The organism is [Clostridium] polysaccharolyticum, assembly GCF_900111595.1.
Taxonomy (GTDB): Bacteria; Bacillota; Clostridia; order Lachnospirales; family Lachnospiraceae; genus Clostridium_AI; species Clostridium_AI polysaccharolyticum.
This window is the reverse complement of the sequence record NZ_FOHN01000004.1, coordinates 77,128-101,921: the sequence shown is the minus strand read 5'-3', so window position 1 is coordinate 101,921 and position 24,794 is coordinate 77,128. Positions and strand designations below refer to the sequence as shown.

Sequence of the window (24,794 nt, the reverse complement as noted above, 5' to 3'; positions counted from 1 at the left end):
TCCTCTCCTAAACTCTTTACAGCAAGCAATTACATTGGGTCTATAAATGCATCTTTTCTCTCTACGTACTGGTTTCTTAATGTAATGGAATCTTTTGACTTCATTTCTTTTCCGTTAAGGTCAAATAAAAGTTCAAATTCCACATTATGCAGATGCGTATCAATGTCTACGTCGAAATCCTTAAGATACTCTCCTAAGAGCTGGCCTGCAATTATATTAGAGGTTCCACCAGAAAGTTCCATAGAAATCTGGGCTATATCTGCACTACTGGCCGTTGCATCTACTTCATAATAATACAGCTTTCCAGATGATTTTTGATAATACAAAATCTTTTCTGTTTTTGTGCTTGCGAAATTCTTATCCATATCCATGACATAAAAGCGAATGTCTCCAGTTACAATATCCTCTTTCTTTTCCAGATTGTCTGCTTCCATTGTGATAGTCAGCAGCTGATTCATAACAATCTGAGATTCTTCCTGCACATGAATAGCTGTTTCTGCTTCTCTACAAATTTTCGTTCCTGTAAAGATGAAGTAAGTAACCGCAAGCGCCACTATGCTAAATAATACGACTCCCAGCATCAGCTCAATAATTGTAATGCCTTTTGTATTCCTCTTCAAAAAATCATCTCCTTTCTTCTATGGTTCTATTCCAGTATATGCTTTCCAGTTTTTTCCACTAGTTTAATGGTATATCCCTTGGAACTATCTGTGGCTATTCGCAGACTCTCATAAATCGTTGGACCTGCAAATGCTCCCGTGCTTCTTGCAAACTGGATTTGCAGCTTAGAAGAACCTGAAAGTTCTGACTCTTTTCCACCCTTTTCTTTATAAAACAGGCGTATTTTCCTGCCACCTATCTTCGTTCCCTTATCTTCATCAAAGGTTTCTCTGGTTAGACTGTAATACAGCTCTCCATCATGCCGGTACAGGTAAAGGCTCCAGTCCCCTGCCTTACTCATTGTGGTCATTTTAGCCGTTTCCATTTTCTGATTTAACTGTTTGACGCACTTCTTCGTATTGGCGTATTTTATATGGCCAGATAAGGAGAAAGCACTAACAGACAGTACCGCCATAATAGCCATACAAATGATTGCTTCGATTAAAGAAAATCCTTTCTCATTCAGATGCTCCAAATTATCCAGCATACTCCTCACCTCCATATCTGACTATGCATTCTTCTTCCAGTTTTCAAATGCAATCGCTTTGCCATAATCCGCACTATCGTCCCCTGCTGCACCTTTCGACGCATTATCGTAACCATAAATGTATTTTCCAAGTTTATTTCCATTATTCTGACAATAACCAAGCAAATCCAAAACCATCTTTTCATCTGCTATTATATTGGAATTGGTAGAAAGTTCAATTTTCCCATCTGCTACAATCAGACCTTCAAACCGAACTGCATCTACCACAACATTACCAGATGCAATTACCAGACCTGCCATTCCAGAGGTTACATGAAATTCCTCCTTACTGCTTATATATACATTGGCAGCATTATGATACAAGGCTGACTGTATTCCTGTATGATCAATTACTTTTGATCCTTTTTTTACTTCTTTCATATTAAAATGCATATTTACATAAGGTTTATCTGCGATATTCCCCGATGTATTTCCATCTTCACGTAAATTCAGCTGAACCGATTTATATTTTTGGGTAAGCTGTGAAGATTCCGTATCCATATCGTGAATTTCACCTTTTTGTATTTCAAATGCCCCTGTAGAAGGATTCTGATACAGGAAATCCCCCGCTACTTGCAGACGGACAAAAGGTGCCGTCTTATATTTCATATTGTATTTTCCACCTTCTAAACGGTAAAACTGCTTGAAGCTGTCTTTCAAATCTCCACCATATTTTCCGTAAAACCATTCAAAGTACGCATTGGCACAAGCTTCATTTTTGAAATTCCAATAAAAGTTCACCATTTTCATACCAGAAGTACCTGGTCCCTGTCTATAATAAATAGGACGAATCGGCATATCATCATCCAGCCATCTGCGGATATGAGCCGCATCTCCCTTGGAAAAATCAACAATATCCTGTTTCATTTTAAGACTCAAGTGAGGTGCACTTGCGTCATAAGAAGCATCTGCATGATAAAGACTTGCTGCATAGGCCTGAATAGAAGCCTGATCAATTGGATTGGACGGAATCTTTAAATAAGATTCATTTGCAATCAGATATGCCCCTTGGTCATATTTCACTCCAATGGACTGTCCTGTCATAATATCCATCATAGTTCCACTTTGTTCCTTTTGTGCCTGTTCGCCCGCTTCCGCATTGCCATCAACCGTATCACTGCTGCTTACAAATGCCCTGCCAAACAGAACAAGGTTATCTAATCCCGTCAAATCAAGGCTTACATCTCTGGCATTTATGGTAATAGCACTACTTCTGTCTGACATAGTTTTGCCGCCAATACTAGATTTTCCCTTATACGAGAACCCATAATAGGATTTCTTTAAATCCACCGTACTGTAAGGTGCTTTCATAAGCAAGTCATCCTGCACTTTGGTTATGGCATCTATTGAGATCTTGGGAGTAAATCTGGCAGGATCTCCAACTCCAAATGTCCTTATGTTTTTTGCCCATACTTTGGCATTTACAATGCTAAGCTGTCCAGCATTATTGGCAGTAATGTTTCCTCTAGTGGCAACTAGGTTATTGTTCCCGTCTATCTCTAAATTGCCAGTACCACTTTGTACAAGAATACCTCCAATGTCTGGATTTACCTTATCTCCTGCTCCTGCTATACTTGGAGGTGTTTCTCCTGCATACACACCACCTGTTACATGGACCGCCGAAGTACAATCTATAAGTTCATCAGAAATTAATGCAAACTTTGCAAATGTAGTATCTACCCCGCCTGCAGATGGAAAATCCATTACAATGTCTGTCATGATTTCTGTTTCAAACCCATTTGCCTGGGTATAGGTAATGGATACGTCCTTTAAAATTAAATAATCATATGTATAATTTCCCTCCACATCTTTTGCATGTTCAATAATACCTGCCATATTAGGAGAACCACCTACAAATGCCCCTACTGTTACGTGGTCTGCATCAGCAGAATCTGTACTAATAGAATTCACTCCATCCTTTAATTTTGAAACCTGATAAGAATCCGAAAGCTCCGTTGTATTTGCAGGATTATTATTTAACATCTGTGACAGGGCAATCATATATTTCTTTTTATAATCTTTACAGCATTTTTCCCAATCTGCACTTTCCGCCTGATAATTCTTTACAAGCCAGGTATAAGCTGCCGCCATGCTTTTGGCTGAATATTCCTCCAGTACAGCTGTCACTTCATTTACCACTGCTTCATCCATATAAAAATTCTTTTTTGATTTATTATTGGCTGTTTTTAAGTCAATATTAGTAAAAGTGATGGATAAAATCAAAGCACCCAGAATTCCCAGATATGCAGCACCAATTACAACCATAATTAAACTAGAACCTCTGTCACCCAGCCGTTTTTGTCTGGACCTCATATTATTCCCCCCTTGTCGAAATCATACTGCTATATACTTTTCCGTCTCGCTTTCTGGATACTTCTACTTTTATTTCGTATCTCCTTGTAGAAACTTCTTTATTCGTATAAGCAGCATCGTTTGAAACACTATAAAGAGCTGCACCTGCAGAAGTATTTACAGGTACGGTTGTAACCACATGAAGCAGATGAAGATTGTCAGAACCTGACTCCACCATATTAAAATGATTCACTGTACTATCGGCACCTTTGCCTATCATGTAAAAAGTGGCATCTAGCATAGCATCATTTTTCACGGTAATTTTATCTCTCTCTCCACTATAATCTGCTACATAAAACAGATATAGATTCTTCAAAACAGAAGATAATGTTACATCGAAGGACTCACTTTGTTTTGAATCAGAGCCAAAAAAACAAATCACTTCTCCTGATATATGGGTATTTCCTGTTGCTGTATCTTCTTCCAGTATCACTTTGACTGTACGTGTAGTTCTCTCTTTGACATACCTTTCGCTTCTTCCTGAATGACTTGCAAAATCACAAATCACCCATTCTGGTATACTGCCTATGTTAAGCTGATAGCTGGAAGCAGATTCCAGAGAATAGATTTTTTCCAAAGGTTTTGCATTGATCCCATCTAATCCACTTGTTTCTGCCACCGTAGAAGTTTTCGACACATCCACTTTTACATTAAAATCACAGCACTTGTTGCTAGCTGCCAGAAATTCTTTTTCCATATGAATCGACGTCCATGTATCCACACTTAAATTATCTGTAGTTGTATAATCAGAGGCTAAATCCTCAAATGTTTTATTCTTAAAGTCTTCCATTACCAGCTGAGCAGCAGAAGTTGCCTCTTGCATGATTTTCGTTTCCTTACTTGCTTTGATAGACGATATAAAGCTGTTTGTAACTGGAATAAAAATAATGCTTAAGATAACTATCGCTACCATTGCTTCTACGATGGAAAATCCGTTATCATCGATTTTTTTCCTCTTTTTCATGCAATATGCCCCTCTCATTCTTATTTAGCATCAAATGTTCCGAATATGTTTTTCACACCAGATGGCATTCTGATATCTGGTTGTGCATATTCTTTTGGACTGCCTTCTAATTCATACATTTCATATACAACAGAACCTTCTAGCAGACCACTTTCCTTTGAAAAAATAAGATTCATATTATCCATAGTCATTCTGCCATCATAGGAATTTATCTCTTTTATCATCTTTTTTAATGCGGAATAAGACATGTTTTTTATCTGGGTTGTAACCTGGGTTTTATAAGCAGTTATAATACCATCCGAAAATCCAGGCTTTTCTGAATGGTCTTGCACTGTCTGTGTTGACTGGGTATTATCAGCGGAAACTTCTGTGCCTTCTGCTACTGGGTAAAAGAGTCCGTTCATTTCTGCCACAACAGATGTAAATGCTGTTTTTCCCAAAGCTACATCTAAATTATACATATCATAAAATACTTTTTCTGGTGTTACTTTACTTGGATACTTTTGAGCAAGAACATTAATCTTTGCTTCGCATTCTTGTGTATCTTCTAAAACCTGCTTTTTATTTTTATCTTTTTCTTTTAAATCCTCTAAACGTGTTTGTAATTGTAAGTTTTCATTTTTCGTAACAGCTGCACTATTCAGTAACCCTTTATATCCCACAAAATATGCCAAAGCTACCGCCAATAACATAATAAGCCCTAATAATGCCTTCTGATCTCTTTCTGATAATTTTTCAACCTTCATGACCATTCCTCCTACTTGCTATCTTCATTACTGGCATCGTTATTTTCAGCCTTATCCTCTGATCTATCTGCTTCCAGTCCTGCATATATGTCTGTTTCGCTAAAATCAGCAGTAATTTTAAAGGTAATCGCTGGAACACCTGAACTTCCTTCACTTGATGTGCTAGAATAACTATCTACCTGCAGATTTGTTAAATAAGGAATATCTCTTAAATTAATGAAAAGCTTTGAAATTGCCAAAGGTCCGCTTCCTTCTGCCTCCATAATAAGCTGTTCCTGATTTACAGTCAGACCTGTCAAATTTAACTTTGCTGGCAGTTTTTCTTCTAAATCTTCTAATATCTTATCTAGGCAGTCTACCTTACTTATAGTCCTTTCATGCATTTTATTCAGGTTCTCATACTTTGCTTTTGCTGCATTATAATTATCATAAATCACTTCAACCCCTTGAAGTTCATTAATATCGCTCTTTAGCACATTTTGCTTTGCAACAGACTGAATCTTTACAAATGCCATTGTGCCAGCAAAAACTCCACATAATACACAAACAAATACGCAAGCATTTTTCCATGACTTTACATCTGTCTTTTTCATTCCGAGACCAGCTTTTTGCTTTACACCAAAATTTACTGGTGCGATACCAGCTCCCACGCAGGCAATATAATCTACTTGTTCCGCAGGAGTAAGGATTACTTTTTTATTGAATTCAGCAACATAGATATTATCTATTTTCTTTGTTTCAAACCCAATTTCATTTTTTAACAGCTGAACAATACCTTGAAAACTTGAACCAAAGCCACTGACATAGATATAGCCGATTTTCTTCGCTGAATTCTTAGCTGTGAAGTAATCTAATACACGAATCATATTATTTACTAAGAATTTTAAGGATTCTGTCACATCCTCTTTTGCCTTGATTTCCTTCCTGACCTGATCATACCCTTCAGAAGCACTCATAAAGGTAATATCATTGTCTTTCTCTGGCTCAAACTGATAATTAATTATTTTTTCTTTCTTTAAAAGAGCAATTGCTGCCTCTTCTGATTCCACATGGAATACTTCATTTCTGCTAACCTTCTCAACAATTTCATTGGAACCATATGGGATAATTCTTTGTAATAACAGATTTTCATCTTCAATAATATTTACCAGCGTTGTATTATCATTAATGTGAACGAAAATATTGACTCCCTGATTCCATTGTCTCTTGGCAACCTGATAAAAACTGTTTCCTATATAATCAATTGCTTCCACTTGAATTCCCATAGCTGCAGCCAGATTATAATAACTCTGTATTAAATTGTCTGGTGCTGCTAATAAGAGAAGTTTGATTTTTCTATCCTGTCCCTTTGCCTTATCTTCTTTATTTAGTATGTAATAGGAAATGTTATAATCTGAAATATCAATTGGAAAATAATCTTTTGCCTGTAATTCAACAATGGACTTTATCTTATTCTCGCTTACATATGGAATGTACACTTCTCGATTGGCAATCTTTGTTGAATTCACTGTAAAAACTGCATCTGTAGTTTTGATCTTATGTTCAATCAGCTGCTGGCGAATGGCAGCACCTAAAATTCCTTTATCTCGGATATAACCATCTTCAAATGAACCTTCTGGAGTTGGGAATGTAATGCAGTTGTACACAACAGGAGTTACTTTTAACCCTGCCATTTCACAAATGCGAGTATACCTTAATCCTATTTCAATTGATAACACTTTTTTTGCCACGTTATTTCCTCCCTTTTTTCAACCATCATTATAAATGGCATAATTCTTCCATTACGCAATTTTGACTGAATCAATGCTCCGGAATAAAAGAATTATGCTAAGCATATCATCAAGTACCACTGAATAAACGGATTGCCTGCAAATATTGCACATAAAATGCCACCTGCCAGATAGGGTCCCATAGCAAGTACATTTCCTTCCTCTGATACTTTCATACGTATGCTATGAATCACAGAACCCAATAAACATCCTGTCACAAATGCAAATAAAGCCAGCTGCCACCCTAATAGCAGGCCAACTACTGCCATGAGTTTTACATCTCCTCCTCCAATAGCTCTTCCTTTTGAAGCATAGTACAAGATTAGTAAAAAAATGCTAATACTAAAAAAACCGATTACATACTTTAACCAGTTATCTCTGTCGGCTATCACCTGCACTATGCCAAGAATGCCAATCCATCCATTGAGCACTGGTGGTATCTCATAAGTTCTGAAATCAATCACACTAATAACGATTAAAATAGAAATCAGTCCACAGTATAGAACGCTTTTTAATTGAAATCCATAACAAGAAAAAACACCAAGCCATAATCCCCCATTCAATAACTCTACAAGTGGATACTGAATTGAGATTTTCGTTCCACATTTTCTACACTTTCCCCTTAAAAACAAATAACTAAAAAGAGGCACAAGATCATACCATAAAAGCGGATATCCACATTTCCGGCAATGGGAACGTGACGTAATTCCTTCTTTATCAGGTATTCGGTAAATACACACGTTTAGAAAACTTCCAAAAATAATGCCGTATAAAAAAACAATTCCATATAATAAGATTTCCATGTTACGTCCTTTCCAATCCCAGCAGACCACTGGCCTGCCGGGAGAATATGCTCTAATCCCAAAAATTACTTTCCGATTCAGGTGGAAGATAATTCTTCAAATACTTTATCATATTTCGTTTCAGACACTTGAGTTGTTACTGTTACCTTGCCATTTGCATCTCTGGCAATTGTAATTGAACTAATGGACTTGCCAGCTTTGGATCCCATTTTACTGATAACATCTGCAAGTGCTACTGATGCAGGATCATATCCTGCTAATTCATAAAATTCGCTTTTTACTTTTTCAAGTGCAGTATCTGAACTTGCTGCTCCACCAATCACAAAAGTATACTCTGCTGTATCATTAAGCGCATCTGCGTTATTCGCAAAAGCAGTTGTAGCATTGGTTAAGAATCCACTTAGTACCTGCTTATCTTTTGCCTGTTTTGATTTTTCAATATAAGGTACAACCTGAGTTCCAACAATTCCGATAAGAATTGCCATAATAGCGATAACAATGATTAACTCAATTAGGGAAAAACCTTTGTTACCAAGTTTTTTTGTGTGTTTCATTTCTTCTCTCATAACACATTACTCCTTCTTTTTATTTATTAATAATAGTATGTTAAATACTATATTAATCAAATTGAAATTTGTTCCTATCAAACCGCATTTCCAATGGAATTATATAATGCAAACATTGGAGACATAACGGCTAACATAATGGTACCGACTATAATTGCCAGTACAATAATAATAATTGGTTCCATAATAGTTGTTAATGCTTTTGTGGTATTCTGCACATCTTCTTCATAAAAATCTGCAACTTTATCCAGCATGCTTTCCATGTTACCAGTTTCTTCACCGATTCGAATCATACGAAATACCATTGGAGGAAACTGTCCACAGGCTTCTAATGGCTCAGATAAGGCAACACCACGTTCAACCTCATCTTTTGCCTGTTTTAAGGCTTCTTTAAAAATCTCATTGTCAACTACTCTTGTAGTTATCTCCACCGCATCAATTAATGAAATGCCAGATGCAAGCAGTGTACTTAAAGTTCTTGTAAAGGTAGCAGATGCTGACTTTTGTACAAGTTTTCCAAACAAAGGTACTTTTAATAAAAAGGCACTAAGCTGGTATCTTCCTTTATCCGAGTTTCGGTAAAGTACAAACAAAACAACTAACAGTACAATAATACAGGCTAAGAGAATTCCATTATGTACAATAAAATTACTTATGTTCATAACCATTTTCGTTATAGCAGGAAGTTCTCCATCTATGTCGTCAAACATATCCATAAAGCTTGGAACTACTTTTACCATCATAATAATTACAACTGCTACTGAAACCAGAATAACCATTATCGGATATATCATGGCATTCTTTACGGTAGATCTTAACGTATCGCTTTTCTCAAAATGAGTCGTCATTCGATTAAGAGCAACCTCTAAACTGCCAGAAGCTTCTCCTGCTTCTACCATGTTCACTAGTATCTCTGGAAATACCTTTGGCTGGCTTCTCATGCCATCTGCAAGGCTTTCACCTTTTTCCACTGCAGTCTGTACTTCTCGGATTGCCTTAGTCATATATTTGTTTTCACTTTGCTCATACAGCATTTCCAATGCATTTATAATGGTGACACCTGCATTGATAATACTAGCAAACTGACGGCAGAAAATTGCCAGTTCCTTGGAGGATACCCTCTTTCCAATGGCGATATCCAGATCCTTTGAAAACATAGTCTGTTTATTCACACTAACTGGCGTAAGTCCCTGCAGCTTTAAAGACGCCATTATCGCATCTTCATCATTGCCTTCAAGACTTCCTCGCTTCATTTTTCCATTTTGATCAATTCCTTCATAGTCAAAAATCGGCATATTCTGTCCTCCCTTGATTCTAGTAAAGTTTTCTTTCTAGTGCAATTGGATCCTGGGAATAGTTCAATGCATGTTCTGCACTTATCTTCCCACTTAGGTATAAATCATAAATTGCATCATCTAATGTCTGCATACCCATTTTTTTCGACGTCTGCATCATGCTTGGAATCTGGAATGTTTTATTTTCACGAATCAGATTTTTGATTGCAGGCGAACCAAGCATTACTTCAAAGACAGCAACTCGTCCCTTTCCTCCCGTCGCAGGAATTAATGTCTGACTGATTACTGCTTCTAGGACTGTGGCAAGCTGTATTCGAATCTGCTGCTGCTGATTTGGCGGAAATACATCAATTGCCCGGTCAATTGTTGCTGCCGCCCCGATTGTATGTAAGGTTGAGAAAACGAGGTGTCCTGTTTCCGCAGCGGTAATCGCTGTAGAAATGGTTTCAAGGTCTCTCATTTCTCCTACAAGAATAACATCTGGATCTTCACGCAATGCGGAACGCAGTGCGTGTGAATAAGAACTGGTATCCAAGCCAACTTCTCTCTGGTTCACTATGGATTTATTATGAGAATGCAGATATTCTATTGGATCTTCCAGCGTAATTATATGGGAAGCATAATTACGATTTATCTGATCGATTAATGATGCCAGAGTTGTGGTTTTTCCACTTCCAGTCGGTCCAGTTACGAGCACAAGCCCACGCTTTTTATTCGTAAGATCCAGCATAGCTGGCGTAATGCCCAAAGCATCTGGTTCTGGTATGTCCATACCAACCAGACGTATTACGCAAGCTAGAGAACCTCTTTGTTTAAATACATTAACACGGTATCTTCCTAATTCTGGAATAGAATACGCAAAGTCCACCTCTCCGAACTCATCCAGAACTTCTTTCTGATGCTCTCCTAAAATCGGAGAGATAATCGTTTCTGTATCATCTGGCATAAGCTTTGGCAGATCTATACTCTTCAAATCGCCATTTATCCTGCATTTTGGAGGAACTCCTACTGTAATGTGCAAATCTGATGCCCCGTTGTCTTTTGATATTCTTAGCAAGTCATTTATTGTAATCATCTATATTCCTCTCATGTCATCACTTTATTATTCGTATGCAATTCTCTGCATCTCAGCCATTGATGTAGTTCCATCAATAACAAACTTCGATGCTGACATCTTTAATGTGTGCATTCCCTCTTTCAGTGCAGCACGTTTAATATCATCTGCGTTCCCCTTTTTACTTATAATATCTTTTATGGATTGTGTAACCGTCATAATCTCATAAACACCGATACGCCCCATGTAACCGGTATTATTACATTGCTGGCATCCACAAGGTTCATAAATCTCTAAAGGAAACTCCTTTGGATATTCCAGCTGTTCCTTTTCAAAATAAGTTGCATTTCTTGGCTTTTTGCACTTTGGACAAAGCCTTCTTACCAGACGCTGTGCAATTACACCAATAACGGAATCTGCAATCAGATAGGATTCAATCCCCATATCTTCAAGACGGGTAATGGTACTCGCTGCACTGTTGGTATGCAACGTACTTACTACTAAATGCCCCGTAATGGATGCTTTTACTGCGATTTCTGCTGTCTCCCCATCACGGATCTCTCCAATCATAATGATATCTGGATCCTGACGAAGAATAGAACGCAGGGCGTTGGCAAATGTCATATCTGCCTTATTATTTACCTGGACCTGGTTAATACCATCAATATTAGCCTCGACTGGGTCTTCAACTGTGACTATATTAACTCCATCCACGTTTAACTCACTTAATGCTGTGTATAAAGTGGTAGACTTACCACTTCCTGTAGGACCTGTTACAAGAATGATTCCATGAGGATGACGCAGAATATGATCAAACGCCTTTAACTCTTCTTCATTAAATCCTAATTCTTTTTTATCTCTTGTAAGTCCCTGTTTTGACGTAAGACGCATAACTGCTTTTTCGCCATAAACAGTTGGCAATACGGAAACACGGATATCGTACTCTTTTCTATCTACCACACTGGTAATACGACCATCCTGTGGTTTTCGTTTTTCAGAAATATCCATGCCGCCTATAATTTTGATTCGGGTCATGATTGCAGAAAGCAATTCATTTCCATAGTTCATAATGGTCTTTAAAACACCATCCACCCGGAAACGGATTCTAACCTGATATTCCATTGGTTCAATATGTATATCACTGGCTCTTTGCCTAACTGCCTGCTCAATTATTTTATTAACCAGCTGAACAATAGGTGCATTGTTAATTTCATCTTCCAGATTAATGGTTTCCTCTTTTTTAACACTATTCTTACGCTCTTCCTGTTCCTTTGCAAACTTTTCAGCCGCCTCCATAGCTTCATTATTGCCATAATATTTATCCAATGCCGCAATAATATCTGCTGGAGTTGTTACTACAGGTTCAATCTGCATATTGGTTAAAAAAGCCAAATCATCAATAGCGAAAATATCCATCGGATCAGCCATTGCAACTCGCAGCTCATTCATATTCAGCATGCTGTACTCAAATGGAATAACACTGTACTTTCGCAGTACCGATTCTTTTACTAATTGCAATATCTCATCCGGTATCTCAATATCCTGAAGCTTTACAATATCTACCCCAAGCTGTCTATGTAACGCTTCTGCAATATCCGTATCCGTTATATATCCTAAATCAATCAGGCTTTCTCCAAGTTTTTTGCCAGTTGCCTTCTGGTTATCCAATGCTGTAAGCAGCTGTCCTTCTGAGATGGAACCGCTAGAAACTAGTAAATCGCCTAATTTCTTTTTCTTCCTTCCACCTTGGTCAACAATTCTAGTACCCATGTAAAATCACCCTCTAATTCGTAAATGTGTGAAGGAATTTGTACCAACTTCGTTAATAGTATTCTAACAAACAACGAAATCTACATCAACCCTCTGCAATTTATTTTACTTAATGAATTAAGTCATTTACCAATTTCATGCAATCTCATTAAAATTATATGTCAATTTCCTTTATTTCGCCTGCTCTGATGCTTTATATCACTATGTATATATGGGATACTAGAATTTTATTCCATTATTTCACCAAATCTTCGTAAAAGCTTATAGGTTCATCGTAAATACAATGACCTGTTTCAATGATTTCTCCATTGGCGGTTATTAAAACAGACTGAAGATGAAAGTTTTCTGCTAATGAATTTACTATGCATCCCATCATCATAGTTTCCCCGGCAGAACCGGCCTGTTTCATGGCATCTAGAAATGCACCAGACAAGTCAAGCTCAGCTGTCTTCTGTTCAGGCTCAGAAGCAAGTCCATCTTCATAAGAAATGTATTCTCCATTCGCTTTAAATAGAATCTTAGAAATTTCAGTCCCCTCTGGCAGAATCTGTCGGTCTATTAAAGTCTTTATAATGCCTTCTGGTGTTTTTATCCCTTGTACAGTTGCAGGTATCAGATATTGAGCATCCTCATCTGGCTGGTATATTGTAAACTCTTGTGCAGCTGGCGCTACAGTATCCTCCACATTTGAATCGGAAGGTTCTGATGAATATGCAGTTTCTGGCAGAACACTCACTTCTGCAATGTTTCTTGTAGTTTGTTTTTCCGTTTTTGTGCAGCCTGCACTCATTAGAAAAACACCTCCAATGACCAATGTGAACATGAATCTCTTCCACATAATCTTTCCCCTCTCTTTCCTTTTTATAGGCACATTATAACATGACCTTATTAGAAAATCAAAAAAGTACTGCCAGAATTTTTCCTGACAGCACTTTCCCACACTAATCAATCTTCACTTTCATATTTATTTTTCAGCTTCTTCAATGCCTTTTTTTCAATCCGGCTTACATAACTTCTGCTTATGCCAAGCATATCGGCAATTTCACGCTGTGTTATTTCCTGGTCATCATACAAGCCATAACGCATAATAATAATTTCCTTTTCTCTCGCACTGAGAATATCATCCAGAAACTGATATAGTTTCGAAATATTTTCCGAAAGTTCCATAGCCTCAACTACATCTTCATCTACTGATTCGATGATATCAAGCAGGTTAATCTCGTTTCCTTCTTTATCAGCACCAATTGGTTCATACAAATAAACATCCTTTGACTGTTTTTTGCCATTTCTGAGCATCATAAGTAATTCGTTTTCGATGCAGCGTGAAGCATACGTTGCTAAACGAATTCCCTTCTCGGCATCAAAGGTATCAATCGCTTTTATAAGTCCAATTGTCCCAATGGAAATAAGATCATCAATCTCTCTTTCATTCGTGTTATATTTTTTTACTATGTGAGCAACAAGCCGAAGGTTACGCTCAATGAGCACCTCTCTTGCCTTCTTGTCTCCGTCCTTACACAAACGAATATAAAGCTGCTCCTCTTTGGTGCTTAGTGGAATTGGAAATGACTTCAATATATAAGCACCTCATCGTTACCAGTTTCCTTCTATTTTATGAGGGTTAATATAAATTAGTGCATTTCCAGCTAATTTTTACAAAAATATTTTATTGTTCTTCTTTTTTTCTTAATATATCAAAGGCATTCAGTTCCACACCAAGATCTACATAGATTTTCTGTCTAGGATGTGGACAGCTTTCCATTTCGTTTCCTTCTTCATCTGTAATACGTTTTACAGTAACTTCTATATTCTCAAAGTCTGGTTTCATGATTTCAATGGTATCGCCTGCACAGAATTTATTTTTCTGCTCTAATCCATATAAGCCTTCCTCATTTTTATCTTCAATTAAGCCAAGATACGTATATCCTTTCGTATATGTGTTATTTTCATATACCTGAGATTCGCTTGTAGTCTTGCCATAGAAGAATCCAGTTGTAAACTGACGATAGGTACATTTTGCAATTTCCTCCTGATAATGCGGAATCTTGCTTTGATATAAAGCAGGATCTTTATAATAATCATCAATAGCTTCGCGGTAAGTTCTTGCAACAACGGCTACATATAAAGCTGTTTTCATTCTGCCTTCAATTTTTAAGCTGTCTATGCCAGCATCCATAATATCTGGGATATGGTCGATCATGCACAAATCTTTTGAATTGAAAATGTAAGTTCCTCTTTCATTTTCATATACAGGCATGTATTCCCCTGGTCTTGTTTCTTCTACGATATGATATTTCCAGCGGCAAGGGTGCGTACATGCCCCCATATTCGCATCTCTGCCTGTCATATAATTACTTAACAAACATCTTCCTGAGTAACTCATACACATGGCACCATGAACAAATGTTTCAATCTCTAAGTCATCTGGAATATTGGCACGGATTTCTTTGATTTCCTCTATGCTTAACTCCCTTGCCGATACCACACGGCTTGCCCCCTGGTTTTTCCAGAAATTAAAATCAGCATAATTCACATTATTTGCCTGTGTACTGATATGCCGTTCAATTTCCGGACATACTTCTTTGGCAATCTCAAACATGCCAGGATCTGAAACAATAATCGCATCCGGTTTTACTTCTTTCAGTTCTGCAAAATATTCTCTAGCTGCAGCTAAATCACTGTTATGTGCGGTAATATTAGCTGTTACATATACTTTAACACCATGCTCATGTGCATATTTTATGCCTTCCATCATTTTATCTTTGGTAAAGTTCTTTGCATTGGCACGCAGACTGAAGATTTCTCCACCAATATAAACGGCATCTGCACCATATTGTACTGCAACTTTTAATACTTCTAAGCTGCCTGCTGGAATTAATAATTCAGGTTTTTCTCTTAATGACATAGTACTTGTCCTCTCAATCTATCTATTTTACTAGTTTTGTACTTAATGTTACTCCATCCCCAATCGGTAATACTACTGTCTCAAAGGAATCCGAATGGGTCAAGGCATATAAATATTCCCGCATGCGGAAATGAATCGTTCTGTTTCTTCTTGTAACTGCGTAACGTGATTCTACAATGTCACCATCCTGCAGCACATTATCTGATATTAACAGTCCCCCCGGACGTAGTAAATCGAAAATATCCGGAAGAAAATTCAGATACTGGCCTTTGGCAGCATCCATGAAAATCATATCATACATTTTTTCCTGCTGTTTCAATGATTTTAAAATATCCGCAGCATCTCCTTCCAGTATAGTAATCTGATTCTCTTTTCCTGCTGTTTTCCGGTTTTCCTTTGCCTGCCGGATACGTTCTTCCATTTTTTCTATTGTCGTAATATGAGCTTCCTCTTTTATATACTGGCTCATAAAAATAGAAGAAAATCCAACTGCTGTACCAACCTCCAGAATACTGTCTGGTTTCTTATTGGCAATCAGGAAACGCAGAAGGCTCTGGACAGGTTTCTTGATTATAGGTACATATTCACTTAACGCTTTCTTCTCTAGCTGACGTAAAAACTCTGGTAATTCTTTATCTAACGAATCAATATACGCCGCAATTCTTTCATCAGTAATCATGTCTTCTCTCCTGATTCTCTTACATTGGAAAAGGCGAGTACCTATTAGTTTCCTAATAAATACCCGCATCTTCTGAAATCTATCTAACTTTCCTCTCTCAGGTCTGCACCTGGATCCGTTATGGTTCTAATAATGTTGCCATAGTTCATGGACGTGTTCAGCTTATATACACCTGGCAAGATGGGGGCAGAAGCATTTACCATAAACTTTGCCCGAATAAAAAAGGAATCACTATTCTTTATGACATGTTTATGTTCTAAAAGCTCTGCAATCTGTTTCGTCGTATCGCCTCGTCTTATTGTAATCATTACATCTGTTCCCGGTTCCTCTGCTACCGTATCATTACCAAAAATCTGATAAGAAAATGCATAGACATTTCTGGTAATGTAGATAGTACCTAAAATAATAAAAATGTGAAGCAGAATGCCAAATACCAGCTGAAAGGAAATACGGACGCCTTTTTGCCATTTCTTCTCTTTTGCTGATTTCGCTGCCATTTATCTAATCCCCCAAAAAGTCAATATCCATCTGTACACTATCAAGGATAGTATGGTTGACAAGTTTCATCATATTACTAAAATGCTTTTCTGCGATTAGAAATTCTAACGTCAATTCATTGCTATGAATATCACTAAACTCCCTACGCAAATCTTCCTGCATATTGCTGTAATCCTTCACATTTGACAAATGGATCTCAAAACGGCGTTTTCGATACTCATTTACTCTTTTTAATAATTCAGGATTTTTCTGTATCTCCGAATACAAACGTGTATAATCCTGATACGCTTTGCTCTCTTTGATTTGCCCAATTAATAATCTGGTAGCTTCCTCAACCTTTTTCATACTTGTATACTCCCTTGATTCTTAAACTTCCATAATGATTGGCAGAATCATAGGATCTCTCTTTGTCTTTTTCCATAAATAATCACTTAGAGAATCTCTGATTTCATTTTTGATTCTTCCCCAATCTGTTACATTATGGCTCAAACATTTATCTAATGCTTCATTTACGACATCACGTGCTTCATCCATAAGATTTTCTGATTCTCTCACATAAACAAATCCTCTGGATACGATATCTGGTCCTGCCAAAATCTGATTGCTGTATTTTTCAAGTGTCACCACAATAATAATCAGTCCATTTTCGGACAAATGCTGTCTGTCCCGTAAAACGATGTTTCCTACATCACCAACTCCAAGGCCATCTACTAAAACTCCAGAAGCCGGAACGTGATCAATTACTTCACCTTTTTCGTAGGATAATTCCAGCACATCCCCAGAAGAAATAATAAAAATATTATCTTTTGGAATTCCCATACCCTCTGCTAACTCGGCATGAGCAATCAGATGCCTGTACTCACCATGAACTGGTACTGCATATTTAGGTTTCGTTAATGCATAAATTAATTTAATTTCTTCCTGACAGGCATGTCCTGATACATGAGTATCCTGAAAAACGACTTTTGCACCTTTCATAGACAGCTCATTAATCACCTTGGAAACAGATTTTTCATTTCCTGGAATTGGTGTAGAACTAAAAATTACGCAATCACCTGGTTTTATAGTAACTTTACGATGAATCGATGCTGCCATTCTTGACAATGCCGCCATTGCCTCACCCTGGCTTCCCGTTGTAATAAGCACAATCTGGTCATCTGTATAGTTTTTCATCTGTTCAATGTCAATAAGAATGTTATCCGGCATAGAGATATAGCCAAGTTCAGAAGCCGTGGTCATAATATTCACCATGCTCCGTCCCTCAATTACAACCTTGCGCCCGAATTTTTCTGCTGAGTTAATAATCTGCTGAACACGGTCTACATTAGAAGCAAATGTTGCTACAATAATTCTGCTTTTCGCATTTTCTGCAAATATATTGTCAAATGTTTTTCCCACTGTCCGTTCTGACATAGTATAACCTGGTTTCATTACGTTGGTACTGTCACATAACAATGCTAAAACACCTTTTTTCCCAATCTCACCAAAACGCTGTAAATCAATTGTTTCTCCATAAACTGGCGTATAGTCCACTTTAAAGTCACCTGTGTGCACAATAATTCCTGCTGGTGTATAAATCGCTAATGCTGCAGCATCTGCAATACTGTGGTTCGTACGGATAAATTCAATACGGAAACATCCAAGATTGATGGATTGCCCATATTTAATAACCTTTCTCTTGGTTGTCTTCATTAAATTATGCTCTTTCAGCTTATTCTCAATGATTCCCATCGTAAGCTTTGTTGCATAAATCGGTACATTCACATCTTTTAATACATATGGAATACTTCCGATATGATCTTCGTGGCCATGAGTAATCACAAATCCCTTTACTTTTTTGATGTTTTCTTTCAAATATGTGACATCTGGTATGACTAAATCAATTCCAAGCATTTCGTCTTCCGGGAATGATAACCCACAATCCACAACAATGATTGAATCTTCAAACTCAAACGCAGTAATATTCATGCCGATCTGTTCCAGGCCGCCTAAAGGAATAATCTTAACTCCTTTATCTGATAATTCTTTTAATTTCAAAATAGCACCTCCATAAATAATTATGTACTAAGTGCCGCAAATGCCCTGCCGCATTTGCCATTAAGAAAAACCAGTTTTCATTTTATTCAATTTTATTCTTACTTGGATTATTTATCTGGATTCCTCATAGTCATGCTCACTACAGTTTTTACAATAACCATATAATTTCACTTCATGATCTACAACACGAAAGCCAAGTGAATTCTGAATCCGCTCCTCTAACACTTCTAGTAAATCATCCTCAAATGTAAACACCGAATGACAATTCAGACAAATCAAATGATGATGATGATGGCTTCCTTCCTTACCACGATTACCGATTTCATAACGTACAAAGCCGTCATCAAGATTTAATTTATCTATTACTTCCAGTTCTGAAAGCATCTGAATGGTACGGTATACCGTTGCCAGTCCAATCTCAGGATACTTTTCTTTGACCAGGCCGTAGATTTCTTCTGCTGTCAAATGTTCTCCTGGCCTGTCCTCTAACACTTCTAAAATAGCTATTCTTTGATTTGTCACCTTTAACCCATTCGCTTTTAGCAAATTTTTAAAATAATCTTGTTTAGGCATCTTCTCACCTTTTCACAATAAAACTCGAACTAATTCTTCTTACACTAAGTCCATATCAAATCTTTCTATAATATTTTTATATAATGGCATAATCTTATTTTTTTTATTCCAATTCAATATCTAAGTCATCTGCCAGCTCCGTAAAGACTTTTGAAAGTGCTGCTAGCTGCTCTTCGTCTTCTACTGGCTCATAGACTGCTTCTGCAGCTTCAGGTTCTGAAACATCTGCTAAAATCATAGCGTTTGCCTCTTCTCCTTCGTTATCATCTGCAACTAATAAGTAATTCCTTCCGTTAATTTTTGTTTCTTCTAATACATAAAATTCAATTTCTTCTCCATCTTCTGAAGTAAAAACTAACTTTTCACTATTTTCCATTCCAGTCTCCTTAACTTTCCTGCTTCTGTACGCTTAACCAATCTAAGTAACCTTGCAAAATAAATACAGCGGCTACTTTGTCCACAGCTTTTGCACGGTCTTCCCGTCTTACATTTCCTTCTATCATAGCTCGATGTGCAGATACTGTCGTAAGCCGTTCATCCCATAATACTACTTCTATGCCAAGACGGTTTACTAATTTTTCACGAAATGCTTCCGACTTCTCTGCCCGATCGCCTATTGTATTGTTCATATTCTTAGGATATCCCAAAACAATGCGGTCTACTTCATATTCCTTTACAAGCCCTTCTATTCTTGCTAACGTCTGACGCAGCTTATTCTCGTGTTTTCTTGTAATAACTTCAATTCCCTGGGCAGTTATATGCAGCTGGTCACTAATGGCCACGCCACAAGTTACTGAACCAAAATCCAGTCCCATTATACGGCTCATAGTAAATTCCTATCTATATAATTCTTCAAAAGTTCTTCTAATATTTCGTCACGGTCTACCTTCATAATCAGGCTTCTTGCCCCTTTATGGCTAGTAATGTACGTAGGATCACCAGACATGATATAGCCGATAATCTGACTTACCGGATTATATCCTTTCTCTACCAGAGCTTCATACACTCTGGCTATCATTTCACTTACCTGAACCTCAGGTTCCTTCGGTATCTTAAAATACTGTGTATTATTAAATTCCTCCATTTAGTCACTTCCTTACCAATGTTCCTTTTTATATCTTCCGATCACGCCATTATCTATATATTAATATAAAAGAAATAAAATAGCAACCCTTTTCTAAGTGACGATGTATGCCTTAAGAGTTTTCACTTCTTTTTCTTTTTTAAACAGTCCTTCTTCTTTTATTCTTATTTTTGCTTGCAGACAAGGACTCCTTCACCCATTACGTGTAATGGATTTACTATCTGGATCTGATTTGCCAGGTCTTCTCCATTGGATTTTATGGCAAATTTTACATATCTTTCGTTATGACCTGTAAAATACTTTTCTCCATCTAATTCGGTTTCTTCTTCAAATAAAACAGTCTGCCAGCTTTCTAGCATCTTTTCCTCATATTCTTTACGCATCTGTTTCTCTAATGCAATTACTTCTTCACTTCTTAAAGTCTTTATATTCTCTGGAACCTGATCTGGCATGCTTTCAGCCTTAGTTCCTTTTCTTGCAGAATATTTAAATACATGCATCTGTGAAAAATGTATCCGTTCCAGAAATTCTTTTGTCATCGCAAATTCTTCTTCCGTCTCTCCAGGGAAACCTACAATAATATCTGTTGTAATTGCTGGGTCTTTATAATATTTTCTGATAATCCCTACGTTTTCTTCAAATTCTTTTGTAGTATAACGGCGATTCATTCGCTGCAGTGTTTCGTCACATCCACTCTGAAGAGATAAATGAAAATGCGGGCAGACTTTATCTAATTTTGCTAATTCTGAGACAAAATGTCCTGTAATGATTCTTGGTTCCAAAGAACCTAAACGAATTCTCTTGACTCCTTTTATTTTGCTGATTTCACTCATTAAATAAAGCAATGGTTTTCCTTCTAAAGATATGAAATCATATTTTTCTTTTCCTTCACGGTTACACCATGGTTCTAAATCTATTCCATAAGAGGATAGATGAATTCCAGTCAATACGACTTCCTGACAGCCGCTTTCTGCTAATCTGCCTGCTTCTAAAAGGATATCTTCTGCCTCACGGCTTCTGACACGTCCTCTTGCAAATGGAATAATACAATACGAACAGAACTGATTACAGCCATCCTGAATTTTAATTATCGCACGAGTTAAGGCACCAGAAGTATCAATTTCTAATTTTTCATAACCTCTTTCTGTATGGATCTCTGGAGTAAAATGATTACGTACTTCGATTCCATTTGAAGCCATATATTCTTCTACAGCTTCCACTACATTTCCTTTTTTGTTATTGCCAATAATCAGATCCACAGCCACGTCTTCTTTTACACTTTCTCCCGCTGCCTGTACATAACATCCTGCAGCAACGACAATAGCATTCGGATTTCTTTTCTTTGCTTTATGAAGCATCTGTCTGGATTTGCGGTCTGCCATATTGGTAACCGTACAGGTATTTACAATATAAATATCTGCTTCATCCTGAAAACTTACCAGTTCATATCCATTCTTCTGAAATAATGTTTCCATTGCGTTTGTTTCATAGGAGTTTACTTTGCATCCTAATGTTAAAAATGCGACTTTTCCTTTATTTATGTTCATTTCACTCTTGCCTTTCTGCTCTTCTACAGTTCTATATCTACATCTTTTCCAGCTCTGTTCCACACTAATATGCTAGTCTTTAAAACACTTTGATTTCTCATTTTTATCTACATTGTATATTGACTTTTATACCCCCTAAATGTACTATATAAACATAGAAATTAAAAAGGAGGACTTCATATGAAAACAGTAAAAATTTCACTAAATTCTATTGATAAGGTTAAAACTTTCGTAAATGACATTACAAAATTCCAGTCCGATTTCGACCTTGTTTCAGGAAGATATGTTATCGATGCAAAGTCTATTATGGGAATTTTCAGCTTAGACTTATCTAAACCAATTGATTTAAATGTTCACGCCGAAGAGGATGTTCAAAAAATTCTTGATGTACTTGCACCTTATATTGTAGAAGAATAAGCAGTATTGCTTATTCGTGCATGTATGGGGGAGGATACAACGTATCCTCTTTTTTTATTACACCTTTTATACCTGGATACCTCAGCGGTTCTTTGCATTTTGGCATACTATCTATCCCCTGCATAGAACCGTTGAAGTATCCTTTGCTGTTTTATATACGTTTCCGATTACTGAATCTGAATTTTTTCTACTGTCTCTAAGGCTGTCTTTACAAGTTCATCAATTTTTTCTTCTAAGTTACGTTCGGAACGTTTGATAATATTTAAGTTTGGTTTCGTAACTGGGTGTTTCGCTACAAAGATTGTACAGCAGTCTTCAAATGGCTGTATAGAAGTTTCATATGTTCCGATTTTTTCGGATACCGTAACGATTTCCTGTTTATCAAAACCAATTAATGGACGGTACACTGGCAAAGTACATACTTCATTGGTAGCTGCAAGACTCTGCATGGTCTGGCTGGCAACCTGTCCGATGCTTTCTCCTGTTATAAGGCCTAAAGAACCGTCTGCCTTCGCAAGTTCTTCTGCAATCTTCATCATATAACGTCTCATAATAATCGTAAGTTCTTCGTGAGGACATTTTTCATAAATATATAATTGAATATCTGTAAAGTTTACAATATTTAATTCAACTGGTCCTGAATATCTGGATACGATTCTGGCTAAATCAACTACTTTCTGCTTTGCACGCTCACTTGTGTAAGGTGGTGCATGGAAATAGGTTGCTGAAAGCTTAACACCACGTTTTGCAATCATGTATCCGGCTACAGGACTGTCAATTCCACCAGATAAAAGAAGCATCGCCTTTCCATTAGTACCTACTGGCATTCCCCCTGGTCCTGGTATTGTTTTTGAGTAGATATAAGCACGGTTTCGGATTTCCACATGAATTCTTACCTGCGGATTACGCACGTCTACTTTTAAGTTGGGGAATTCATCCAAAAGATATTCTCCCATATCCATGCAAATCTGTGGAGAAGTACGTGGATAATTTTTATCTGCACGTTTTGCTTCCATTTTAAACGTAAGTTCTTCGCTTCCATACACGTTTATAACATAGTTTTTTACTGACTCTTTTAAACTTTCCCAGCTTACATCTTCTACTAATACAACTGGACAGATCTGTGCAATGCCAAATACCCTTGACATTGCTTCTAAAGCATCATCGTAGTCAAATTCACCTGTTGCTTCTACATAAATTCTTCCCTGATCTTTGATAACCTGAAAGTCACCTTCTGCTTTTTCTAAAGCAAACGCAATCTGATTCTTTAATGCATTTTCAAAAATAAAGCGGTTTTTCCCTTTAATTCCGATTTCTGCATATTTAATTAAAAATGCCTGAAACATATTTTTCGTCCTTTCCCTTTCTTAATGCCTTGTAAATCTGCGAAGTACCGGAAGCAGCTCATTTAATGCCTTTACTGCATAATCTATTTCGTCTATTGTGGTTGTTACAGAAAAACTGAATCGAATGGTAGAGTCTAAAAGTTCTTTTTTTACTCCAATTGCCTGTAATGTTCCACTAAGCTGTGGATGATTGGAGGCACAGGCTGAACCGCTTGATACATAAATTCCCTTTTCCTCTAGTGCGTGAAGAAGCACTTCGGCACGAATTTTATCAAAACTTACACTTACTACATGAGGAGCTGTTTCCCTGATTTCAATTCCCTCTATTCCGTTAACTGTAACGCCATCTATTTTCTTTACTTCTTCTATAAAATGCTCTTTTACCTGATAAAGGTGTTCCACCTTTTCTCCATGATTTGTATAAATTTCTTCTGCTGCAGCACCAATCCCTGCAATTCCCGGTACATTTTCTGTGCCGGAACGCATGTTGTTCTGCTGTCCTCCACCATGGATAATTGGCTGGATTTTTACTTTATCACGAACGAACAGCACGCCAATTCCCTTTGGTCCGTGTAACTTGTGACCGCTGATAGAAAGCAGATCAATGCCTGATTTTTTTGGATAGATTTTGTATTTGCCATATGCTTGAATCGCATCTACATGAAATAAAGTCCTGCTATTTTTTCTCTTGATTATCTTGCTGATTTCTTCTATCTTTTCGCAAGTTCCAATTTCATTATTTACATACATAACAGAAACCAGTATGGTATCCTCGCGAATGGTTTTCTCCAGCTCATCCAAATCCACAAAACCGTTTCTGTCTACGGACAGATAGGATACTTCATATCCTTGTTCCTCTAAAAAAATAAGAGGATTATGCACTGATGCATGCTCTATTTTAGTCGTAATAATATGTCTGCCCTGTCTTCTGTTAGCAATGGCACTCCCTATCAGTGCCATATTATTAGACTCTGTCCCCCCAGAAGTAAAAATAATCTCCTTTGCCTCTGCTTTTAAAGTTGCTGCTATAATTTCTTTTGCCTTTTTCACATACTTTTCCGCTTCAAAGCCTTTGTTGTGCATAGAGGAAGGATTCCCATAACTTTGGTCCATAGTTTCCTTCATGATTGATACTACGCACTCAAAAGGCCTTGTAGTTGAAGCATTATCCAAATACGCTTCCATTTTGCCAAACTCCTTTTT

At 37.2% G+C, this 24,794-nt stretch carries 26 protein-coding genes; 1 reads left to right on the top strand and 25 read right to left on the bottom strand.

What is annotated here, in order from left to right; genetic code table 11:
• Nucleotides 1–29: 29 nt before the first annotated feature.
• The 23 genes from BMY85_RS03745 to mtaB form a co-directional block, all read right to left on the bottom strand.
• On the bottom strand, nucleotides 30–620 hold the full coding sequence (locus tag BMY85_RS03745) for a PilW family protein (protein ID WP_092476614.1): 591 nt from the start codon (nucleotides 618–620) through the stop codon (nucleotides 30–32).
• A 26-nt stretch (nucleotides 621–646) separates the two neighbouring features.
• Nucleotides 647–1,147: a type II secretion system protein gene (locus BMY85_RS03740; protein ID WP_177180611.1), complete on the bottom strand. Its 501-nt coding sequence runs from the start codon at nucleotides 1,145–1,147 to the stop codon at nucleotides 647–649.
• A gap of 21 nt (nucleotides 1,148–1,168) precedes the next feature.
• Complete coding sequence (locus BMY85_RS03735) at nucleotides 1,169–3,499, bottom strand: hypothetical protein (RefSeq protein ID WP_092476610.1); 2,331 nt, start codon at nucleotides 3,497–3,499, stop codon at nucleotides 1,169–1,171.
• A 1-nt stretch (nucleotide 3,500) separates the two neighbouring features.
• Nucleotides 3,501–4,502: a type IV pilus modification PilV family protein gene (locus BMY85_RS03730; protein WP_092476608.1), complete on the bottom strand. Its 1,002-nt coding sequence runs from the start codon at nucleotides 4,500–4,502 to the stop codon at nucleotides 3,501–3,503.
• 20 nt (nucleotides 4,503–4,522) lie between these two features.
• The gene (locus tag BMY85_RS03725; RefSeq protein WP_092476606.1) at nucleotides 4,523–5,248 is read right to left on the bottom strand and encodes a hypothetical protein; all 726 of its coding nucleotides are present in this window, start codon (nucleotides 5,246–5,248) and stop codon (nucleotides 4,523–4,525) included.
• An 11-nt stretch (nucleotides 5,249–5,259) separates the two neighbouring features.
• Nucleotides 5,260–6,978: a pilus assembly protein PilM gene (pilM, locus tag BMY85_RS03720; protein ID WP_092476604.1), complete on the bottom strand. Its 1,719-nt coding sequence runs from the start codon at nucleotides 6,976–6,978 to the stop codon at nucleotides 5,260–5,262.
• Between the two features lie 92 nt (nucleotides 6,979–7,070).
• Nucleotides 7,071–7,820, bottom strand: a complete 750-nt coding sequence (locus BMY85_RS03715) for a prepilin peptidase (RefSeq protein WP_092476602.1) — start codon at nucleotides 7,818–7,820, stop codon at nucleotides 7,071–7,073.
• A gap of 77 nt (nucleotides 7,821–7,897) precedes the next feature.
• A complete protein-coding gene (locus BMY85_RS03710) occupies nucleotides 7,898–8,386 on the bottom strand; it encodes a type IV pilin protein (protein ID WP_177180610.1) in 489 nt (162 codons plus the stop codon).
• Between the two features lie 77 nt (nucleotides 8,387–8,463).
• Nucleotides 8,464–9,681, bottom strand: a complete 1,218-nt coding sequence (locus BMY85_RS03705; protein WP_092476600.1) for a type II secretion system F family protein — start codon at nucleotides 9,679–9,681, stop codon at nucleotides 8,464–8,466.
• Nucleotides 9,682–9,700: 19 nt separating this feature from the next.
• Nucleotides 9,701–10,756 carry a type IV pilus twitching motility protein PilT gene (locus BMY85_RS03700; RefSeq protein WP_177180609.1) on the bottom strand — a complete coding sequence of 352 codons (1,056 nt, stop codon included), beginning with the start codon at nucleotides 10,754–10,756 and terminating at the stop codon, nucleotides 9,701–9,703.
• Nucleotides 10,757–10,783: 27 nt separating this feature from the next.
• Nucleotides 10,784–12,505, bottom strand: a complete 1,722-nt coding sequence (locus tag BMY85_RS03695; protein ID WP_092476598.1) for a GspE/PulE family protein — start codon at nucleotides 12,503–12,505, stop codon at nucleotides 10,784–10,786.
• Nucleotides 12,506–12,740: 235 nt separating this feature from the next.
• Entirely contained in the window at nucleotides 12,741–13,295 is a 555-nt protein-coding gene (locus BMY85_RS03690; RefSeq protein ID WP_177180608.1) for a GerMN domain-containing protein, read from the bottom strand.
• Between the two features lie 155 nt (nucleotides 13,296–13,450).
• On the bottom strand, nucleotides 13,451–14,080 hold the full coding sequence (gene sigK, locus BMY85_RS03685) for an RNA polymerase sporulation sigma factor SigK (RefSeq protein ID WP_092476595.1): 630 nt from the start codon (nucleotides 14,078–14,080) through the stop codon (nucleotides 13,451–13,453).
• Nucleotides 14,081–14,171: 91 nt separating this feature from the next.
• Entirely contained in the window at nucleotides 14,172–15,410 is a 1,239-nt protein-coding gene (locus BMY85_RS03680; protein ID WP_092476592.1) for a peptidase U32 family protein, read from the bottom strand.
• 22 nt (nucleotides 15,411–15,432) lie between these two features.
• Nucleotides 15,433–16,089 carry an O-methyltransferase gene (locus BMY85_RS03675; protein ID WP_092476590.1) on the bottom strand — a complete coding sequence of 219 codons (657 nt, stop codon included), beginning with the start codon at nucleotides 16,087–16,089 and terminating at the stop codon, nucleotides 15,433–15,435.
• Between the two features lie 83 nt (nucleotides 16,090–16,172).
• Nucleotides 16,173–16,586, bottom strand: a complete 414-nt coding sequence (locus BMY85_RS03670) for an endolytic transglycosylase MltG (protein ID WP_092476588.1) — start codon at nucleotides 16,584–16,586, stop codon at nucleotides 16,173–16,175.
• A 4-nt stretch (nucleotides 16,587–16,590) separates the two neighbouring features.
• Nucleotides 16,591–16,932 (bottom strand): YlbF family regulator, encoded by a 342-nt coding sequence (locus BMY85_RS03665; protein WP_092476586.1) that lies wholly within the window; start codon nucleotides 16,930–16,932, stop codon nucleotides 16,591–16,593.
• Between the two features lie 21 nt (nucleotides 16,933–16,953).
• On the bottom strand, nucleotides 16,954–18,624 hold the full coding sequence (locus tag BMY85_RS03660) for a ribonuclease J (RefSeq protein WP_092476584.1): 1,671 nt from the start codon (nucleotides 18,622–18,624) through the stop codon (nucleotides 16,954–16,956).
• Nucleotides 18,625–18,735: 111 nt separating this feature from the next.
• On the bottom strand, nucleotides 18,736–19,197 hold the full coding sequence (locus BMY85_RS03655) for a Fur family transcriptional regulator (protein WP_092476581.1): 462 nt from the start codon (nucleotides 19,195–19,197) through the stop codon (nucleotides 18,736–18,738).
• A 103-nt stretch (nucleotides 19,198–19,300) separates the two neighbouring features.
• Nucleotides 19,301–19,573: a DUF1292 domain-containing protein gene (locus BMY85_RS03650; protein WP_092476579.1), complete on the bottom strand. Its 273-nt coding sequence runs from the start codon at nucleotides 19,571–19,573 to the stop codon at nucleotides 19,301–19,303.
• A gap of 10 nt (nucleotides 19,574–19,583) precedes the next feature.
• The gene (gene ruvX / locus BMY85_RS03645) at nucleotides 19,584–20,024 is read right to left on the bottom strand and encodes a Holliday junction resolvase RuvX (protein WP_242939663.1); all 441 of its coding nucleotides are present in this window, start codon (nucleotides 20,022–20,024) and stop codon (nucleotides 19,584–19,586) included.
• Nucleotides 20,021–20,281 carry an IreB family regulatory phosphoprotein gene (locus tag BMY85_RS03640; RefSeq protein WP_092476577.1) on the bottom strand — a complete coding sequence of 87 codons (261 nt, stop codon included), beginning with the start codon at nucleotides 20,279–20,281 and terminating at the stop codon, nucleotides 20,021–20,023. Before BMY85_RS03640 ends, ruvX begins: the two co-directional genes overlap by 4 nt.
• A gap of 164 nt (nucleotides 20,282–20,445) precedes the next feature.
• Complete coding sequence (gene mtaB, locus BMY85_RS03635) at nucleotides 20,446–21,828, bottom strand: tRNA (N(6)-L-threonylcarbamoyladenosine(37)-C(2))-methylthiotransferase MtaB (protein ID WP_092476808.1); 1,383 nt, start codon at nucleotides 21,826–21,828, stop codon at nucleotides 20,446–20,448.
• A gap of 180 nt (nucleotides 21,829–22,008) precedes the next feature.
• Between mtaB and BMY85_RS03630 the strand changes: the two genes are divergently transcribed.
• The gene (locus tag BMY85_RS03630; RefSeq protein ID WP_092476575.1) at nucleotides 22,009–22,245 is read left to right on the top strand and encodes an HPr family phosphocarrier protein; all 237 of its coding nucleotides are present in this window, start codon (nucleotides 22,009–22,011) and stop codon (nucleotides 22,243–22,245) included.
• A gap of 167 nt (nucleotides 22,246–22,412) precedes the next feature.
• Here BMY85_RS03630 and thiI read toward each other — a convergent pair whose 3' ends face one another.
• Both thiI and BMY85_RS03620 read right to left on the bottom strand, forming a co-directional pair.
• Nucleotides 22,413–23,591, bottom strand: coding sequence for a tRNA uracil 4-sulfurtransferase ThiI (thiI, locus tag BMY85_RS03625; RefSeq protein WP_092476572.1), 1,179 nt, complete (start codon nucleotides 23,589–23,591; stop codon nucleotides 22,413–22,415).
• A gap of 21 nt (nucleotides 23,592–23,612) precedes the next feature.
• Nucleotides 23,613–24,776, bottom strand: a complete 1,164-nt coding sequence (locus BMY85_RS03620; protein WP_092476570.1) for a cysteine desulfurase family protein — start codon at nucleotides 24,774–24,776, stop codon at nucleotides 23,613–23,615.
• Between the last annotated feature and the right edge of the window lie 18 nt (nucleotides 24,777–24,794).